At 37.4% G+C, this 17,755-nt stretch carries 21 protein-coding genes; 16 read left to right on the top strand and 5 right to left on the bottom strand.

Translation table 11 applies throughout. The features are described 5' to 3' along the window. Position 1: 1 nt before the first annotated feature. The 6 genes from ACG72T_RS08015 to ACG72T_RS07990 all read left to right on the top strand — a co-directional run bounded on the left by ACG72T_RS08015 (position 2) and on the right by ACG72T_RS07990 (position 6,026). A complete protein-coding gene (locus tag ACG72T_RS08015; RefSeq protein WP_395265671.1) occupies positions 2 to 544 on the top strand; it encodes a GNAT family N-acetyltransferase in 543 nt (180 codons plus the stop codon). A gap of 233 nt (positions 545 to 777) precedes the next feature. Then, positions 778 to 2,313, top strand: coding sequence for a gluconokinase (gntK, locus tag ACG72T_RS08010; protein WP_395265670.1), 1,536 nt, complete (start codon positions 778 to 780; stop codon positions 2,311 to 2,313). A gap of 348 nt (positions 2,314 to 2,661) precedes the next feature. Next, on the top strand, positions 2,662 to 3,324 hold the full coding sequence (locus ACG72T_RS08005; protein ID WP_395265669.1) for a LysM peptidoglycan-binding domain-containing protein: 663 nt from the start codon (positions 2,662 to 2,664) through the stop codon (positions 3,322 to 3,324). A gap of 118 nt (positions 3,325 to 3,442) precedes the next feature. Continuing rightward, complete coding sequence (locus ACG72T_RS08000; protein WP_395265668.1) at positions 3,443 to 4,870, top strand: C69 family dipeptidase; 1,428 nt, start codon at positions 3,443 to 3,445, stop codon at positions 4,868 to 4,870. A gap of 85 nt (positions 4,871 to 4,955) precedes the next feature. Further along, a complete protein-coding gene (locus tag ACG72T_RS07995; protein WP_395265667.1) occupies positions 4,956 to 5,777 on the top strand; it encodes an alpha/beta fold hydrolase in 822 nt (273 codons plus the stop codon). A 96-nt stretch (positions 5,778 to 5,873) separates the two neighbouring features. After that, on the top strand, positions 5,874 to 6,026 hold the full coding sequence (locus ACG72T_RS07990; RefSeq protein WP_395265666.1) for a hypothetical protein: 153 nt from the start codon (positions 5,874 to 5,876) through the stop codon (positions 6,024 to 6,026). Positions 6,027 to 6,161: 135 nt separating this feature from the next. Here the strand turns inward: ACG72T_RS07990 and ACG72T_RS07985 are convergent, their stop codons facing one another. Beyond that, entirely contained in the window at positions 6,162 to 6,596 is a 435-nt protein-coding gene (locus ACG72T_RS07985; protein WP_395265665.1) for an ACT domain-containing protein, read from the bottom strand. Between the two features lie 116 nt (positions 6,597 to 6,712). On the opposite strand from ACG72T_RS07985, the gene ACG72T_RS07980 reads away from it, so the two are divergent. Both ACG72T_RS07980 and ACG72T_RS07975 read left to right on the top strand, forming a co-directional pair. Then, positions 6,713 to 7,405, top strand: a complete 693-nt coding sequence (locus tag ACG72T_RS07980) for an NAD(P)H-dependent oxidoreductase (RefSeq protein WP_395265664.1) — start codon at positions 6,713 to 6,715, stop codon at positions 7,403 to 7,405. 2 nt (positions 7,406 to 7,407) lie between these two features. Continuing rightward, positions 7,408 to 7,587: a hypothetical protein gene (locus ACG72T_RS07975; protein WP_395265663.1), complete on the top strand. Its 180-nt coding sequence runs from the start codon at positions 7,408 to 7,410 to the stop codon at positions 7,585 to 7,587. Between the two features lie 48 nt (positions 7,588 to 7,635). Here the strand turns inward: ACG72T_RS07975 and ACG72T_RS07970 are convergent, their stop codons facing one another. Beyond that, positions 7,636 to 8,346, bottom strand: coding sequence for a B3/4 domain-containing protein (locus tag ACG72T_RS07970; RefSeq protein ID WP_395265662.1), 711 nt, complete (start codon positions 8,344 to 8,346; stop codon positions 7,636 to 7,638). Between the two features lie 136 nt (positions 8,347 to 8,482). Between ACG72T_RS07970 and ACG72T_RS07965 the strand changes: the two genes are divergently transcribed. Then, positions 8,483 to 9,343 (top strand): NAD(P)H-binding protein, encoded by an 861-nt coding sequence (locus ACG72T_RS07965; protein ID WP_395265660.1) that lies wholly within the window; start codon positions 8,483 to 8,485, stop codon positions 9,341 to 9,343. A 41-nt stretch (positions 9,344 to 9,384) separates the two neighbouring features. Here ACG72T_RS07965 and ACG72T_RS07960 read toward each other — a convergent pair whose 3' ends face one another. Further along, complete coding sequence (locus tag ACG72T_RS07960) at positions 9,385 to 9,825, bottom strand: Rrf2 family transcriptional regulator (protein ID WP_395265659.1); 441 nt, start codon at positions 9,823 to 9,825, stop codon at positions 9,385 to 9,387. A 161-nt stretch (positions 9,826 to 9,986) separates the two neighbouring features. Here ACG72T_RS07960 and ACG72T_RS07955 point away from each other — a divergent pair, with 161 nt between their 5' ends. The 7 genes from ACG72T_RS07955 (at position 9,987) to ACG72T_RS07925 (ending at position 15,397) form a co-directional block, all read left to right on the top strand. Continuing rightward, complete coding sequence (locus ACG72T_RS07955; RefSeq protein WP_395265658.1) at positions 9,987 to 10,925, top strand: ABC transporter ATP-binding protein; 939 nt, start codon at positions 9,987 to 9,989, stop codon at positions 10,923 to 10,925. Continuing rightward, positions 10,925 to 12,445, top strand: a complete 1,521-nt coding sequence (locus ACG72T_RS07950) for an ABC transporter permease/substrate-binding protein (RefSeq protein ID WP_395265657.1) — start codon at positions 10,925 to 10,927, stop codon at positions 12,443 to 12,445. The genes ACG72T_RS07955 and ACG72T_RS07950 overlap by 1 nt, the downstream gene beginning before the upstream one ends. 169 nt (positions 12,446 to 12,614) lie before the next feature. After that, entirely contained in the window at positions 12,615 to 13,184 is a 570-nt protein-coding gene (locus tag ACG72T_RS07945; protein ID WP_395265763.1) for a hypothetical protein, read from the top strand. Between the two features lie 130 nt (positions 13,185 to 13,314). Beyond that, on the top strand, positions 13,315 to 13,590 hold the full coding sequence (locus tag ACG72T_RS07940; protein ID WP_395265656.1) for a hypothetical protein: 276 nt from the start codon (positions 13,315 to 13,317) through the stop codon (positions 13,588 to 13,590). A 124-nt stretch (positions 13,591 to 13,714) separates the two neighbouring features. Further along, a complete protein-coding gene (locus ACG72T_RS07935; RefSeq protein ID WP_395265655.1) occupies positions 13,715 to 14,167 on the top strand; it encodes a MarR family winged helix-turn-helix transcriptional regulator in 453 nt (150 codons plus the stop codon). Next, complete coding sequence (locus ACG72T_RS07930; RefSeq protein WP_395265654.1) at positions 14,167 to 14,706, top strand: GNAT family N-acetyltransferase; 540 nt, start codon at positions 14,167 to 14,169, stop codon at positions 14,704 to 14,706. Before ACG72T_RS07935 ends, ACG72T_RS07930 begins: the two co-directional genes overlap by 1 nt. Further along, positions 14,684 to 15,397 carry a B3/4 domain-containing protein gene (locus ACG72T_RS07925; protein WP_395265653.1) on the top strand — a complete coding sequence of 238 codons (714 nt, stop codon included), beginning with the start codon at positions 14,684 to 14,686 and terminating at the stop codon, positions 15,395 to 15,397. The genes ACG72T_RS07930 and ACG72T_RS07925 overlap by 23 nt, the downstream gene beginning before the upstream one ends. A 73-nt stretch (positions 15,398 to 15,470) precedes the next feature. On the opposite strand, the gene ACG72T_RS07920 is transcribed toward ACG72T_RS07925, so the two are convergent. Together ACG72T_RS07920 and ACG72T_RS07915 are read right to left on the bottom strand one after the other, a co-directional pair. After that, positions 15,471 to 16,649, bottom strand: coding sequence for an MFS transporter (locus ACG72T_RS07920; RefSeq protein ID WP_395265762.1), 1,179 nt, complete (start codon positions 16,647 to 16,649; stop codon positions 15,471 to 15,473). A gap of 124 nt (positions 16,650 to 16,773) precedes the next feature. Then, on the bottom strand, positions 16,774 to 17,529 hold the full coding sequence (locus ACG72T_RS07915; protein ID WP_395265652.1) for an NrtR DNA-binding winged helix domain-containing protein: 756 nt from the start codon (positions 17,527 to 17,529) through the stop codon (positions 16,774 to 16,776). Between the last annotated feature and the right edge of the window lie 226 nt (positions 17,530 to 17,755).

The raw sequence follows: 17,755 nt of genomic DNA, 5'->3' as shown, positions 1-17,755 counted from the left end.
AATGGGTGAAGTTAAAATCAGACCCACTCGGCCTGAAGAAGTTGAAGAATTATGGGAAATTGGATTCAGTGACCCCAGGGCTGAATGGACTAAATTCAATGGACCTTATTTTAATCAGAAACTACCAACCAAGGAAGAATTCGTCAGTGTTTTAGCCTATAAGAATTGGATCAACCGTCCCAACCGACTATTGATTACTTATGATGATCAAATTGTTGGTTCAGTCGGAGCAGGTTTTGAAGATGGTGATTTGCATCGTTGGTTAGATATGGGGATAATTGTTTATCGTAGTGATTTGTGGGACCAACAGATTGGTAGCCGTGCTTTAAAACTTTTCATTGATTATCTGTTCAAATTATATGATTTACCACATCTAGGTTTGACGACTTGGTCAGGAAATCCACGCATGATGCATGTCGCCCAAAAAGTGGGGATGAAGCAAGAAGCTTGTATCCGTCAGGTCCGTTATTACCATGACCAGTATTACGATAGCGTTAAATATGGAATTTTAAGAAATGAATGGAAAGATTTGAAGAAACAATAGGATCGACAGCTAATTTGTGGTTGGGTCTGAAGTGTAGCTTCATTCTCAGGCAATAAACATTTCATTGAAGTGAACCAGCAAAGTTGGTTGGTTCACTGTTTTTTTGTCTCGAAAATAGTGGTTAATTTAAGGTCTCAAACTCGGGACCAATAAGGAGTTAAGTGGACAATGTTTGTCTGACTGCTTACAATTAAAAACGAGTTTCTACTTATATAATGAGGAGTTTTGATTTTATGAAATATATGCTTGGCGTTGACATTGGTACGACAAGTACAAAAAGTGTACTCTATGACCTAAAAGGTAAAGTGATAGCCCATGCCAATAGTGGTTATAAATTGTATCAAGAAGTACCAGATATGGCTGAAGAAGACCCAGAAGAAATTTTTGATGCCGTAATTGAAGTGATGAGTCAAACTTTGCGTCAGATTGATGTTAAAGCCGATGAACTAAAGGGCGTTTCCTTTTCTTGTGCCATGCATAGCTTGATTCTGATGGATAAAAATGATCAGCCTTTGACGCGAGCCATTACTTGGGCTGACAACCGGGCTGCCAAATACAGTGAAGAACTAAATGAAAATGGTTGCGGAGCTCAGATCTACGCAAAAACCGGAACCCCAATTCATCCTATGGCACCACTGTCCAAAATCTTGTGGTTACGAAATGAAAAGCCAGAATTATTCAAAAAAACTAAGAAGTTTATTGATTTGAAGTCTTATATCTTCTTCAAATTGTTTGGTGTCTATAAAATGGACTATTCGTTGGCCTCGGCTACTGGATTGTTCAACATTTTTACGTTGGATTGGGAAAAACAGGTTTTGGATCTTTTGCAAATTCAATCAGAGCAATTACCAGATCTAGTCGAGACAACCGACATGATCACTGGATTAAAACCTCAATTTGCGGATCTTTTAGAGATTGATACTCAAACACCATTCGTCTATGGAGCTAGTGATGGGGTACTTTCAAATTTAGGGGTGAATGCAATTGAGCCAGGAGTAGTGGCGGTAACAATTGGTACTAGCGGTGCCGTCCGTGTAGTAGTGGATAAAACTATCGTTGATCCTGATGGAAAATTGTTCTGTTATGCATTAACAAACGATAAATGGGTCCTTGGCGGCCCCGTCAATAATGGTGGGATCGTCTTTCGTTGGGTCAAGGATCAATTATTTGCCCCAGAAAGAATTACAGCCCAACAAATGCAAATTTCGGCTTATGATCTTTTGACACAAATTGCTGAAAAGATTCCCGCTGGTTCAGATGGTTTACTGTTTCATCCCTATCTTGGCGGAGAACGGGCACCGATTTGGAATGCCTATGCTAGAGGCTCATTTTTTGGCTTAACTAGAAAGCACACGAGAGCACATATGGTTCGTGCAGCCTTAGAGGGAATAGTTTACAATCTGTACGTAGTCATGTTGACAATCGAAAAACTTACCGGTAAACCCGTCAGTATTCAGGCAACTGGTGGTTTTTCACGGTCAAGTTTGTGGCGACAGATGTTGGCTGACATCTTTGAACAGCCAGTGACCATTCCCGAGAGTTTTGAAAGTTCATGTCTGGGAGCAGCGGTTTTAGGGATGTACGCTCTGGGTTATATTGATGATTTAGCGGCCGTAAAAAATATGGTTGGAGTAACCCACGTTCACCAGCCTAATCAAAAAAACTTTGAAGTTTATCGTGAATTATTACCGATTTGGATCAGATTGTCTGATATCTTATCTCCGGAATACAAAGAAATTGCAGAATTTCAAAAGCGACATGAAAAATAAATTAGAATGCAAAAAAAGTTTCAAATTTAACTTTTAAAAAAAGATGCCAATAATCCTTTTATATCAAGGACGGTGGCATCTTTTTTAATCTTTTTATAACCTAAACGTTAATGAAATAAATGAAAATGGCGCTGTCTTGTGTCGGATTATGTCAATTTTTATAAAAAAAGGATCGTTGAATTATCAACGCTAAGTACCATTTATGTTGCAATTATATTACTAAGATTACAGAAAACAGCTTTTTTGTAAACTTACAGACGTTGTCATGTAATATATTCCTGTTAGTATATGCAACATAGCAAATGAGGGCTAAGAAAAATATTTTATATATAAGGATGTAATCAATTCATGAAAAAAGTTTTATCAATCGCTTTAGTAAGTACTATGGCTTTAACAGCAATCGCAACAACTACTAAGACTGCTCAAGCTGCAGTAATACTCGACAGTAAACACGTTCAAGTTGAAGCAGGGGACACATACAAGAGCATCGCTGCTAATGCAGGTGTAACAATCGCTGAACTAGAACAAGCAAACGGCCGTGAAGTTGGCGGATTTGACTTGATTTTCCCAGGTGAAACAGTTACATTACCAGGTGCTACATCAACCCAAGCAACACAAACTACACAAACTACACAAACAACTGATACAAGTTATCAAGCACCAACACAATCAACTCAAACACAAACAACACAAGCTGCTTCACAAACACAAACAGCCACACAATCAACTACTGCTACTACAGGTACATCACAAGGAACATTCAAGATTTCATTCTATGATCCAGCTGTTTTAGGTTCAAACATGGGTTATGGTGGTGTTGCTGCTAACCTTTCAGTATTCCCTAAGGGTACAACACTTAAGATCACACTTTCTGATGGTACAGTTTTGATCAGAACAGTTAATGATACAGGTACATTTGCATACAGTAACCCTAACCAATTAGACGTTGCTATGCCAAATAACCAAATCCCTTCATACGGTGTAACAACTGCATCTGTTGAAGTACTTTAAGAATAAATTGTCAATTATTGAGAGACTTGATTAATTTCAAGTCTTTTTTTGTTTAATTCACACTTTGCAAAGTCAGTTCGTAAATCCTATACTAGTTAGCAAAGAGGGAGTGAATTAAATGAAAAATACAAGTTCTGATTGTACTGAAATTCTAGTCGGTAAAGCCGCTAGTATGGATGGTTCCACTATTGTCGCCCGTAATGAAGACGGTTATGGTCCAATCAATCCGATTAAGTTTGTTGCTCATGAAGCTCAAGATAAAAAAGATGCTTTTTATGTCTCGGTAACTACTGGTGTTAAAGTTCCGCTACCTAATCACTCTTACCGTTATACCGCTACACCACAAGCTGACCAAAGCGATGGTCAGTACGAAGAGGCAGGTATCAATGAGTTTAACGTTGGGATGAGTTCTACTGAAACAACCGCAACTAACGCTCGTGTCTTAGGTTATGATCCATTAGTAAATGATGGTATCAATGAAGAAGCTATGTTGACACTAGTTTTACCTTACATTAAAAGTGCTAAAGAAGGAGCAAAACGCTTAGGTGCCTTGTTGGAAAAGTATGGTACAGGCGAATGCAATAGTATTGCTTTTAATGACAAGGATGAAATTTGGCTATTAGAGACAGCTGGTGGTCATCATTGGGCTGCAATGCGCTTGCCAGAAGATACCTATGCAATTGTTCCTAACCAAACAGTCATGCAAGAAGTTGATGTCAATGACACTGACAATTTCTTAGTTGCCACTGATCTAGTTGATTTCGTTGAGAAACATCATTTGAATCCTCAACCTGGCCACTTTAATTTCAGAGATATCTTTGGAACTCAAGATGAGGCCGATGCTTATTACAATACACCCCGTACTTGGTACGGTCAGAAGTTATTCAATCCTGAGATCGAACAAGAACCAACGTCTCAAGATATGCCTTTGTTGAGAAAACCTACGAAGAAGATTTCAATTGAGGATGTTCAATTCTTCTTATCATCACATTACAATGGAACGAAGTATGATCCATTTGGAACCTTTGCTTCAGGAACTGCCGCACAACAACGTCAATTCCGTTCAATCGCAATGGATCGTAATCAAGCTTCTTCAATTTTACAAATTAGAAATGACGTTGACGAAAATCATGCTGCCATACAATGGCTATCAATGGGCTTCTTTGCTTACAGTCCATACGTTCCATTCTATACAAATATCACTGATACACCTGAGGATTACAAGAATACGACTAATGATGTCGACATTGATAATGTTTATTGGCTCGAAAAAACTTTGTCCGTCTTGATCGAACCACATTATCATGAATATTCTGACATGATCCATGCCTATTTAGATGGTTGTCAGTCATTTGCACGTCAGCGCTTAGAGGTAACTGATCGAGTCATCGATGGATTTACTGATGATGTTTCGGAGTTTTTGACTGAAAGCAATTTGAAGACCGCTACTGAAATATCAAGTCGTACTCACAAGCTATTTGACCAAATCGTTAAAAAAGGTTTGCTACTTTCTAAGACAACTTGGGAGAAGGGACAAAACCTTTAATCAAAAGACCGTTGAGGTCTTTTTTTGTTGACTAAAAATAAAAATGTTTTAGAATTTGAAGATAAGAAAAGTTTGGAGTGAATTTATGAGAAAAGTTAAGTGGATCATACTATTACTTTTAATCATGATTCCTATTTTTAGTAATCAACAAACTGTTAGTGCCAGCACCGAAAAAAGACAAACACCGACCCTTTTTTTCCATGGTTTTGGCGGTACACAGCGGTCAATGGATTATTTGATCGATCAATCTCAACGTGATGGCTTCGCTACAAGAACGCTGACCATCGTTGTAACGCCTGGTGGCAAGGTTCTAACTTATGGCTCTTGGCCAAAATCGGCTAAGAACCCTGAGATTCAAGTGTTGTTTGAGAATAACCACGAATCAGATTATCATCATACGGCTCAGTGGATTGATTCTATCCTAACGAAATTGCATCAAAAGTATGGTGTCGACCATTTTAATGCCGTGGCTCATTCTTGGGGTAATAATGCCATTATGTATTACTTAGAGAACTACAGTCAGAAAAGAAATCAGCCCCAGATTAAATCACTAGTCAACATTGCTGCACCGATGCAAGTTCTCCAGCGTGATATTTATCGTCGCAACGATTGGCGTTATTCGAACCAATTACGCAAAGATTTTCAGTCATATACCAAACCTAACTCTGAAATTAGAAAACTACCGATCCGAGAATTGAATATTATGGGACAGTTGAGTCCTGACGACCACTTTGACAAAGCAGTCCCCGTTTCATCTGCACGTTCTTTAAGAAAAGTCTTTAAAGGGCCTGACCAAAGCTATCAAGCACATCTATTCACTGGTCCCAAGGCAGAACACAGTGCTTTAACTCGTCGTAATCCTCGAGTTTTACATGAGATTGAGCATTTTTTATGGGAAGCTGATTAATATTCCGCAAATCTTTATAGCGAATTCATTAAATCGTCACATTTTTTCTTTAAAGTAGCAGTTAAAATATTAAATGAGTGAAAAATGGGTGATGCAATGAATTTTTTGATAATTGCAGTGATTTTTATTCTTGGACTCAGCTTAGTAAATTTTGGCGGTCACATGAAGAGTAGAATAGCCGCAAAAATCTTCTATTTGATTGGGACAGTCAACATCTTGCTGGCAATGTATATAGCTTGGCCAAAGTAAAAAAGAGGTCCAGTAAGTCTAGTTTTTGGAACCCAATATAAAAAAAGTGATCTAATTCGTATTTTGAATTAGGTCACTTTTATTTTTGCTCAGCAAGCTATATGTATGTGAATGAAATTGGTAGAGATAATCGTTTTATTCGACGGCAACTAATTGAACATTGTCGACGGAAGTAGACAGTTTTAATTTTTCGATCAATTCACCAATTGTCCCATTGAGGTGACTGATATCTAACGAGATGACCACTGTAGCGACGTTATGAATTGGAATATTTTGATTGATCGTTAAAATACTGGCATTCGATTCAGAAATGTCGACGAGGACCTTTGAAAGAATACCTTGTTCGTGATCAAGCATCATTGAGATAACGGCTTTACGGTCGTTCATCTCTTCATCAGGTAGGAAGACTAGATCCTTATATTTATAATAAGTTCCTCGACTGATGCCGACTTTTTTGACCGCTTCACTAACGTTATGAACTTTTTTTGTTTCGAGAAGATTTCTTGCCTTGATCACGCGATCAAATGATTCAGGAAGAATCGAGCTATCGACAATATAATATTTTTCCACAGTCTGAATCTCCTATCGATTTAAATTAACATTTAAATTATATCATTGAACAAGGTTTGTTTGGTTTAAAGATGAGGCTTTTTTTGCTATTCTAAGAGTGATCGGAGATGTTAATATTGAAGACTTTAGTAGTAGTATCTCATCCAGAGATTAATAATTCACAGACACAACAATTTTTACAAGAGGGTGCCAAACTACAAGATGTTACTTGGCATCATGTTGAGAGTTTGCAGTCGATCGATGTTGCTAAAGAACAGAAGTTATTATTTGAAAATGATCGGATTATCCTTCAATTTCCATTATACTGGTACGCTGCTCCTGAAGGATTGAAGCATTGGGAGGATCAAGTTCTGACCCGCAATTTTGTTTATGGTGATGGCGATGACAATTTAGCTGACAAAGAGTTTGGTATCGTGGTCAGTACCGGAATGCCCTTAACAGCTTTTCGTCGTGGTGGAAGCGAAAATTTCACGATCGATGAGATCATGGCGCCTTATTATGCGATTGCCAAACGGGGAAAAATGCAGATCATGCCTACCTTCACAATTGCTCAATTTCAGTATTTGACAGAAAAAGGCCAGATGCAATTGTTGATCGACTATCAGCGTTTTTTGACTCAAGAGTATCCTGATACGTTGACACATCGTCAAGAATGGTTTGAACGAGAATTTACCGATCGCTTTAAAAACTTTGATGGCACGAATTGTAATGAATGCGAAACGATTTTAAATACATTCATTCAACAATCAGAAGACATTGAACAGTTGAAAAGCACGATTGGTCTAATTAAAAAAGGGGAGGATGAGTAAGTATGGATGATAATGGTGCTTGGTTAAAAAACAAAGTCAACGAACTATCAAAAGAACAGCATTCTTACGAAAACCGAGCTTTTTTAGTAGCAATGGAGAATATTATTGACGAACAAAATCGCCGCTTGGAACAATTAAAAGGCGAAGTCGATGGACGGCTTTGGAATCATGAACAGTGGTAAAAAAAAGGACAGCTAATTCCTAATTTGGATTAGCTGTCTTTTCGCTTCTTAATGAACGAAGATAAACTCACGGTTATCTTTATTGAGAAAGGTCAAATCGTTGATATCAAGATTTAAATAGTCGTGAAAGCGGGTTTTCAAAGCATTAGCGGCCTTGACATGATCTTCTTTTCGGTCTGGTTGAATATTTTCCATATAGAAAAGTAAGTTTTTAGTGTCATCAGTTGCTGCAACTCTGGCACTATCACGCCAAGCCCAGCAGCGGGATAGGATATCTTTATCATCGCGATAAACTACTTCTCCTGGTAAGGCTTCTTCGATCTCATCTTCACCGATAGGCGTAAACTTTTCACCGCCTTTAGCAACGGTTAAATGAATATCACCTATGATGTTATCGAGATTTTCAGCTGCAATGGGGAAAGCGTACTCTAAAGAAACTGAGTTGTAGACATCAACAACTGGATTGATATTGCCGACACCTTTATTGTTCTTAGCGCGTTTTAGTAAATTTTCGACCGCGTTGCGAGCGCCTTTTTTGGTTTTGAACTTTCGATAAGCTTCTCGCCAAGCCGCAACAACCGGATTGACACTGATGGGATCGTCAGGAACCCATTTCTTAGCAATTTCATTGGCATTTTGAATCAAATCAGCTGGAACATTTGTTGCATCGTGATTATCAACGTTGTGAGCTGTCATAACGGCGATTTCTACCTCAGGGAAAATATCCCAAAATTCTTGATCTACAATAATTTTTTGCATCCGTAATCCCTCCGAAAGATTATATAAACCCATTATAAGCTATTACTAGCTGATATTTCAGAAAATCAAAAATTAAATAATTGACTAGCTGTAACTGTGTGAGTAACATGTTATGTGATTAAGGGAGGAATTTGCTGTGAACTATTTAATAACTGGAACCACTGGACATTTAGGTCATCAGATCTTGCAACAATTGTTGAAATTAGTACCAAAGAAAAATGTAACTGCTGGAGTTCATACAATTGCCAAGGCCAAGGCAATTAAAGATGCTGGTATCAAAGTGAGCCCAATTGATTTTAATGATCCTAAGACCTTGAATCAAGCATTCTCGAATCAAGATGTCTTGATTTACGTGCCTAGCAAAAGTCATGACAGTTTTAGTCGTGTGTCGGAATTAGAGCACGTCATCATGGCCGCTAAAACTGCCAAAATCAAACATTTCTTGGCGATGGGATTTATTGCCGATCAAGTAAATAATCCGTTTGCCTTGTCAGCTTTCTATGGTTATTTGCCCAGACGCTTAGCTAGCAGTGGTTTGAATTATACTATCATCAGAAATGCTTTGTATGCAGATCCATTGGTGCCATATCTACCTGAGTTGATCGAACGAAAAAATGTTATTTATCCGATGCAAGATCAGGCTTTGTCATTTATTAGTTTAACCGAGAGCGCGGCAGCGTTTGCCAAAGTTGCGGCAACTGAAACGCTAATGGTTACTGGTAAAGTTTATACTTTAACACAAGCTCGTAATTATACGATGCCCCAGCTGGCAGAAGTTTTGTCGAAAGTTTCCGGAACAAAGATTGGTTACCAGCCAGTCAGTTCGAGTGAATTTGCCCAAATGTATAATCAGGGTAACGAAGGTCATATGTTGGCGTCGATGTATGATGCTGGAGCAATTGGCTTGTTGAATGAGACTAGCCGAGATTTTGAGACAATTATGGGTCATGGACCATTGACTTTAGAGGAATATTTAAAACAGAATTATCAAGCATAAAAATAGCCACTGATTCGCATTTTTAGAATCAGTGGCTATTGCTAATTATTTAAGGTTTTTGCTTTTTGTTCGACTAAGATTGTTTCAATAATATCCTGTAGCGTAACATTGTTAAATTTTCTCAAGGCCGCCATTTTAGCTTCTTCATAATAATTACCGAGGACTTTTTGAATATTTCCTCCCACAATACATTCTGGATTGGTATTCGTGTCCAATGTGAACAGCTGTCGGTCGTTTTCGACTGCTAAATAGATATCTAACAGCGTAATATCTTTAGGTTCTCTGGCAAGGCGTGGTTCAGCTGTACCTTTCTTAGTTGCAATCAACTGATTTTCTCTGAGGTTACTCATCAAACGACGAACCACTACCGGTGAAGTTTGGATACTCTGAGCGATTAATTCGCTGGATAGTTTTTGACTCTGATAGACTTCAATGAATGCTAAAATGTGAACCGAATCACTGAAACGTGTGGAAACTCTCATAAAATATTACCTCAATCTGTAACTTTTATTATTACAACCGCTATATTAGCTACTTTTTAACAAATAGTCAATAATTTGGTGATATGCTAATGAATTGACACTAATCTAGGGATAAACTATATTATTCATGTTACTTAAAAAGTTACATGGAAGAGATTAACATGATAAAGTTTGAGCACGTTTCTAAACAATATGAGGGCACTCTAGCTATAAACGATTTAAATTTAGAGATCTCAGATGGAGACTTCTTTGTTTTAGTTGGTACGTCAGGTAGTGGCAAGACTACTACTCTGAGAATGATCAATCGATTGATCAAGCCAACTGCTGGGGAAATTCTCATCGATAATAAAAATATTGAAAACTATGATTTACAAAAAATGCGGCTGAATATGGGTTATGTTTTACAAAACATTGCCTTGTTTCCTAATTTGACAATTGAGGAAAATATCACGATCCAACCTGATTCTTTACACTGGCCAAAAGAAAAACGCCATCAAGTCGCTTGGGATTTATTGAAAAAGGTGGGGCTTGATCCTCAAAAATACGCCCAACGTTTGCCAAATGAATTATCTGGTGGGGAACAGCAGCGTGTAGGAATCATTCGAGCACTGGCAACAAGTCCCCAATTAGTCTTGATGGATGAACCGTTCAGTGCTTTGGACCCCATTTCTCGGACCCAATTGCAAGATCTAGTCTTGAGATTACACCGTGAGTTACAGACAACTTTTATCTTTGTGACCCATGATATGCACGAGGCGATTCGTTTAGGAGATACAATTGCAGTTTTGAGTAAGGGTAAATTAGAACAAGTTGGCAATCGGGATGAAATTTTGAACCACCCTAAAAATGATTTTGTTCGTGGCTTCTTTCAAAATGAAAAGAACGGCCAAAATACGGTCGGAGAAATCATTGACGCTGGTTTTGGTACGATCACTGATGAGGTCTTAAATTCGACCTTATTAAAATCCGATTCCATCAATCGTTTGGCCACTGAATTAAAGGAAAATCAGGGTGTAGTGGTCTTTAATGATGATAGTGAAAACTATCAACTCTCTACGGCTGACTTATTGGACTTCTTAGCTAAGGAGAGTGAGGAATAATGAGCGCATTAATTCATGTTTTACAAACCCAAAGTAGTGGTATTTGGGAAGCTTTGGGTCAACACATTTCAATTTCCTTGATTTCATTATTCATTGCTGCTGTAATCGCCATCCCTTTGGCTATTATTTTAATGACGCATAAACGGATTGCGGAAATAATTTTACAAATAACCAGTATTTTACAGACGATTCCAAGTTTAGCACTGTTAGGAATTTTGATTCCTATTGTAGGTATCGGGACAATTCCAGCGATAATTGCTTTAGTCGTGTATGCCGTGATGCCTATCTTTCAAAATACATATTCAGGTCTAACGAATATCGATCCTAACTTAGAAGATGCGGCAGAAGCCTTTGGTCTATCGCGTTCAAAAAAATTGTTAAAATTTCAATTGCCATTAGCAATGCCAATGATTATTTCAGGTATTCGTATTGCCATGGTCATGATCATCGGAACCGCCACTTTGGCAGCTTTGATCGGCGCAGGTGGACTTGGGACGTATATTCTGTTGGGAATTGAGACGAACAACAATGCTTTACTGCTCGTAGGTGCCATTCTTTCGGCCATTTTGACCTTGATTTTCAGTGGTCTGATCAAAGGTATTTCCAAATTGTCGCTGAAAAAAATGGGAATCTTATTTGCAACATTTGTGGTCGTTTTAGGCGGTTGGGCAGGATACCGCAGTATTGTTAAACCACCTGTCGACATTACAATTGCCGGTAAGATGGGTAGTGAACCGGAGATCTTGATCAATATGTACAAAGATTTGATTGAACAAGATAATCCGAATGTAAAAGTTTCCGTTAAACCAAATTTTGGTGGGACTTCATTTCTGTATAAGGCTTTGCAGTCAGGTTCAATTGATATCTATCCTGAATTTACGGGGACAGTTTTGCAAGCTTTAGTCACTACCAAACAGACTGTCAGTCATAATCCTGAAAAAACATATCAGCTGGCCAAATCTTTGTTGAAAAAAGAAGCCAATATGGAATACCTCACACCAATGAAATATCAAAATGGTTATGATTTAGCGGTGAAAAAGAGCTTTGCCCAAAAATATAATTTAAAAACCATCAGTGACTTAAAGAAAGTTGAACATCGACTTCACGCTGGTTTCGATCCCGATTTTTATCAACAAAAAGATGGTTTCCCAGGTATTCAAAAGAAATACGGCTTAGAAATAGCTAGCGTTAAGACGATGGAGCCATCGATTCGTTATAAGGCAATTGCTAATGGGAAAGTTAACTTAGTTGATGGCTATACTACTGATCCCGAAATTAAAGAGTACAACTTGGTAGCACTGAAAGATGATAAGAATCATTTCCCACCTTATCAAGGAGCACCATTGATGACGGAAAAATTTGCCATGGAACACCCTGAAATCAAGCGAAGTTTAAATAAATTAGCTGGAAAAATCAGTGAGTCTGATATGCAAAAAATGAATTATTTAGTAACTGTTAAGCATGAGAAAGCTTCAAAAGTTGCCCGTGATTATCTAGTTGCTCATGATTTACTTAAATAGTTGAGTTGAATACTCAACTTTTTTTGTGTCTAATGGCAATTTTGTTGTAACATAATCTTCATTGAGAAGGAGTGATTTTATCAAAAATTCAATACAGACAAGGATCATCGGGTTGGTTTCAGGCTTGGTCCTCAATGCGTTTGGCAATGGACTCTGTATTTCAGCCAACATGGGTAGTGGCTTGTGGACAGCTTCTGCAGTCAATATGACAAAGTGGTTTGGATGGAATACTGGATTATTATTATTCATTATCGGGGTGATCAATGCGATCACCAATCAATTTCTAATTCGTCGCTTTGATGGTCGGAGATTAATTGGGGAAATTTTATATGTGATGTTCTTTAGTTATTTTGTAAATGTTTTTACCGTTATGCTCAATGCAATCGGGGTACCAAACTTATCAGTCTTTGTGCGCACTATTTTGTCATGTTTAGGTGTGGCCTTTTTCTGTGTGGCGATTTCACTTTATCAAAGAGCCAATATAGTTATGCACCCTAACGATGATACGACGAATATCTTGCGATTCATGTATTTGAAAGGTAATTCAACAGCAGCCCAAATTATTGATTTTATTCCACCGATTATAATAATTATTATTGCCGGTTTAGCAATCCACAACGTATATTCAGTTAATATTGGAACAATTTTTTCATTTATCTTCAATGGAATTTTGATTGCGGCTTCAGATAAGTGGATCTGGCCTAGCTTAAAGCATAATTTTGCTACCAAGTTTGATTAAAATAATGATATTTGGTATATAAGTGAAATTTTCTCTAATTAGTTATATAATGATTACACAGGTAGAAAGGAAAACGCTTTCACAAAGTATGCCTGTGTGGTTTTAATAATTAATTAGGTGGTGCGTATTGATGAAATTGAATGACAATACCGAAGCAAAGAGAGTTCTATCGGAGCTGTATACCGATATTAATAATGCCAAGGACTTAGATAAAGAGGGATATACTAAGGACTTTGTCTTAAAAACATATAATTTATTAAATAAAAATTATTCTTTCCAATATTTATTTGGTAGATTACGTGATGATCGACAAGTTAAACATACCCTTAATCAACTTGAGGGTGGCGAAGAATATATGGAACAAATCAATCAATTTGCTCACAATGTTGGCTATGCAATTAATTAAAAATTGAATATTTTACCGAAACCTCAGCTTGCTGGGGTTTTATTTTGGCCTTTTTTAAATCTTTTGTTGTATTTGCAACAAAATGAGCGTACAATATTTTTTATTCGAAAGCGAGGCAATTATCATGGCTGATATTTTGAGATCGATTGGCGTAATAGCTCGTTCCTTAGATTCAATCAGTAACATTGAATTTAAACAATATAATTTGACCAAGGGACAATACATTTACTTGGCTAGAATTTATGAGCATCCCGGAATTATTCAAGAAAAGGTTGCAGAAATGATCAAAGTGGATCGAACTACGGCCGCAAGAGCAATTCAGAAGTTAGAAAATAATGGCTTCGTTACTAGAGAGCAGTCTGTTGACAATAAAAAAGAGAAGAAGCTTTTTGTAACGCAAAAGGGCAAAGATACTTATCCAATTTTGGCTCGTGAGGAGCATTATTCAAATGAAATTGCTTTGAAAGGATTGTCCGCCAGTGAGCGTAAACAGATTTTTCAATTATTGGAAACTGTTGAAAGTAATATTGCTGACAATTGGGAGTACGTCAAGAAAGGTAATAAGCGGATCTATTGATGATAACGATTAAAAGATGTACTTTAGACGACTTGGCCACTTTACAAAACGTCAGTATTGAAACCTTTACCGATACTTTTGCACAATCCAATACACCGCAAGATTTAGCGGACTATTTAGAGCAAGCTTACAATCTTTCTACCTTGCGAAAAGAGCTATTGAATCAACATTCGGAATTTTATTTTATTCTAGTTAATGGTCAAGTTGCGGGCTTTTTAAAGATAAATATTTTGGATGCACAAACGGAAAAGATGGCAGATTATTTTATCGAAATTCAAAGAATCTATGTCCGAACTAAGTTTAAACGACAGCATCTTGGAAGCCAATTGATGGATTTAGCTTTGAGGCGCGGGGTTGAATTACATAAACATCAAGCTTGGCTTGGTGTGTGGGAGAAAAACTTCACAGCTCAGAAATTTTACGAATCAAAAGGATTTAAACGTTTTGGTTCACATAGATTTTGTATGGGAGATTCAGTGCAGACTGACTATATTTTAACAAAGGATTTGAGGGAAAATGACACAAGTAATCGTAGATAAAAAATTTTGGGAGCTATTCCCAGAGGCACAAATAAGTACCTTGACCATTCATCAAATTGACAATCATGTCAACGAAAAGGATGATCCTTATTTTACCAAGCTGTTGAATGATGCAGCTCAAATTTCACAACAATATATAACCAATGAATCATTTAAAGATAATGAAGTGGTTGATGAATGGCGACAAGCCTTTCGTAAGTTCAAAACTAAGAAGGGTGTCCGTTGTTCAATTGAGGCGCTATTAAAAAGGGTCAGTCAAGGACGAGAATTTACACCAATTAACCCCTTAGTAGACATTTATAACAGTATTTCTTTGAAATATGGTGTGCCCTGTGGTGGTGAAAATATCAATGCTTTTGTGGGTGACTTACATTTAGGAGAGGCCAAAGGTGGCGAGAATTTTAAACCACTGGGTGCGACTGAAGATTCACCCGCATTACCAGGCGAGATAATTTATTATGATGAAGCTGGAGCTATCTGTCGTTGTTTGAACTGGCGGGAAGCTCAACGAACTATGTTAACAGAAGATACTACCGATTCAGTTTTGGTAATTGAAGCCATCAATCAAAAACAAGCTTTGCGTGCTAATGAAGCTGTTGTAGAATTGAAAAAACTGATTGCAGATTACTTTAAAGTTGACGGTAAGATTGAACATTTGAGTAAGGAACATCCCCAAACTGACAATTTGTAATCATAAAAAAGGCAAAATCAACTAGGATAAACTAGTGATTTTGCCTTTTTATCTATTAAAAATTAAACAGTTGTTAACGATCGATATCGATCAAGCCAAAAGTTAAAACAGTGATACCAATAACTAAGGCACAAATGAAGTAAAAGAAGATCGTCGTGGTATTAATACCGATTCCTAGAGAGAAACCAATCAGGTAAGGTCCGACCGCAGCTCCGATTCTTCCAATTGATTGCGTAAAGCCGATACCCATACCTCGTAATTCGATGGGATATTGAGTTGGCGTTAGTGCAATCATGATACCCCAAGCGCCTAGAGTGAAGAATGATAAGAGACATCCGCTGAATAGTACCATTGCTTCAGAATTGGCGTTTCCAAAGAGAAAGGCGCCAATAATAGTCCCAATCAAATAAATTGTCAGAACTTTTTTGCGACTGATTTTTCCCATTAAGTATGCAGCTAGAAAGTATCCTGGCAGTTGAGCAAATGTAGTGATCAAGGTGTAAGTGAAACTCAATGAGATCGATAAGTTACGTTTGATCAAAATACTAGGTAACCACAGAAAGAGACCATAATAAACGAACATGATAACGAACCAGAGAATACTCAAGCAAAGCGTCGTGCGACTAAATTTGGTCGACCAAATTTCTTTGAAAGCAAAATTCATTTTTAATTTATCATTTTTCACATTAGTTTCTGCTGGTAAGTGATGACGTAAAACCAGTGTGTAGAGAGCAGTTACTGATGTAATGATGACAGTAAATTTCCAACCGTATGCAGGCATCACCAGCGTTGCTAGTAGTGAAGCAAAGATCCAACCCACAGCCCAGAAGCTATCGACTAAAATTAACATCTTGGAACGTTGGTGTCCTGAAAATGAGTCAGCAATAATAACGGATGCTACTGGCAATTCGCCACCTAGACCGACCCCAGTTAAGAAGCGGATGAAGAGAAATTCATTAACATTATTAGTTAAAGCTAAAAATAAATTGCTGATCGAAAAGATCAATAAGGTCACCATCATGATATTTTTCTTTCCAAAACGATCAGCTAAGTAGCCGAAGAGAACTGCTCCGACCATCATTCCGATTGTTGTGATTGAGCCTACTAAACCGATCTGACTCGCAGTCAATCCCCAATCCTTTTTGATCAATGGCATTATAAATGATAATAAAGCAACGTCGGCGGCATCGAATAACCAGGCCGTTCCAATGACCATTAAAAGTTTTAGACCACCGCGTTTAGATGTTTCAATCTTTTGTGATTCCAAATTGCACCTCCAAGATTTATAGTGAAATATTACTATTTTTAGTAAAGGTAAAATTTACCTTTAATACTATAAAAAAAGACTACCACTAGTCTTTTTGATGGTCAAGTTATCATTTCAATTGATACAGTTTGGCTGGACGTCCACTTTTTCCGTGTTCCAAGCCGATTTCTTTAAAGAGGTGAGCGTGAGTTTTGCGGAAATTGGAATTATCAATTTGTTGAATATCTTCTTTTAGGAATGTGGCATAGACTTCACGAGCCTGTTTCAGAGTGAAACTAGTGCCTAAAATCAACAGGATAGTTGGTAAATAATCCAGTCGGTTAAGGATACGTTTGAAAGCTAAACGCAAGATCAACGCATGATCGCTGACAAGTTGAGCTTGACCTTGATACTGGTCGATGGTGTTATAAAAGTCTTCAACCGAAATTTTTGAACTAAGAGTCGTAAACTCTAAATCTTGGTATTTTAGTAAGTATTGTTCAGCTGAATAGCCAACTTCAAACCAGTTCACTTTTTCGGCTCCATAACCGGCTTTTAATTTAGGCATGGTTGGCAAATAAGTCATATACGTTAATGCAATTTCTCGATATTCTTCAGAGCGTTTGACATTGCTAAAAGTAGCTAATTGTTCTGTATAGAAATTGGGCAGATTAATTCCGATTTTTTCACGGATCAGTCGTAGTGAAGCTTGATCGGCACTTTCATCACTCCGTAAAGCAGTGATAGGTAAGCCCCAACGGCCAGTGTAATTGCCCAAAGAATTTTTAACTAACAGAATTAGTACTTTTTTGGTTTCATGATTGTAGCTCCAAATGATATTAGCAACGTTGATGAATAATTTATTTTGAAAATTCACTTCTGACATTTTTTAAATTCATCCTTTAACTATTTAATTATCTACTATTATAATTGACCTTTCGTCTAATTGGCTTCTTATGTTTGTAAATAATTCCTGAAAATTATATAACCTACCTAGAGATTGGTTGATCTCTAATTTTTAAACCAGATTAGTCTTGCATTTCTTCCCGATGGTCCCTGAGATAGACTACTGCAAGATAAGGGACTATAACATATCGATTTTTGATAGATAT

The organism is Companilactobacillus sp. FL22-1, assembly GCF_043951805.1.
GTDB lineage: Bacteria > Bacillota > Bacilli > Lactobacillales > Lactobacillaceae > Companilactobacillus.
This window is presented reverse-complemented; position numbering and strand designations above follow the sequence as displayed.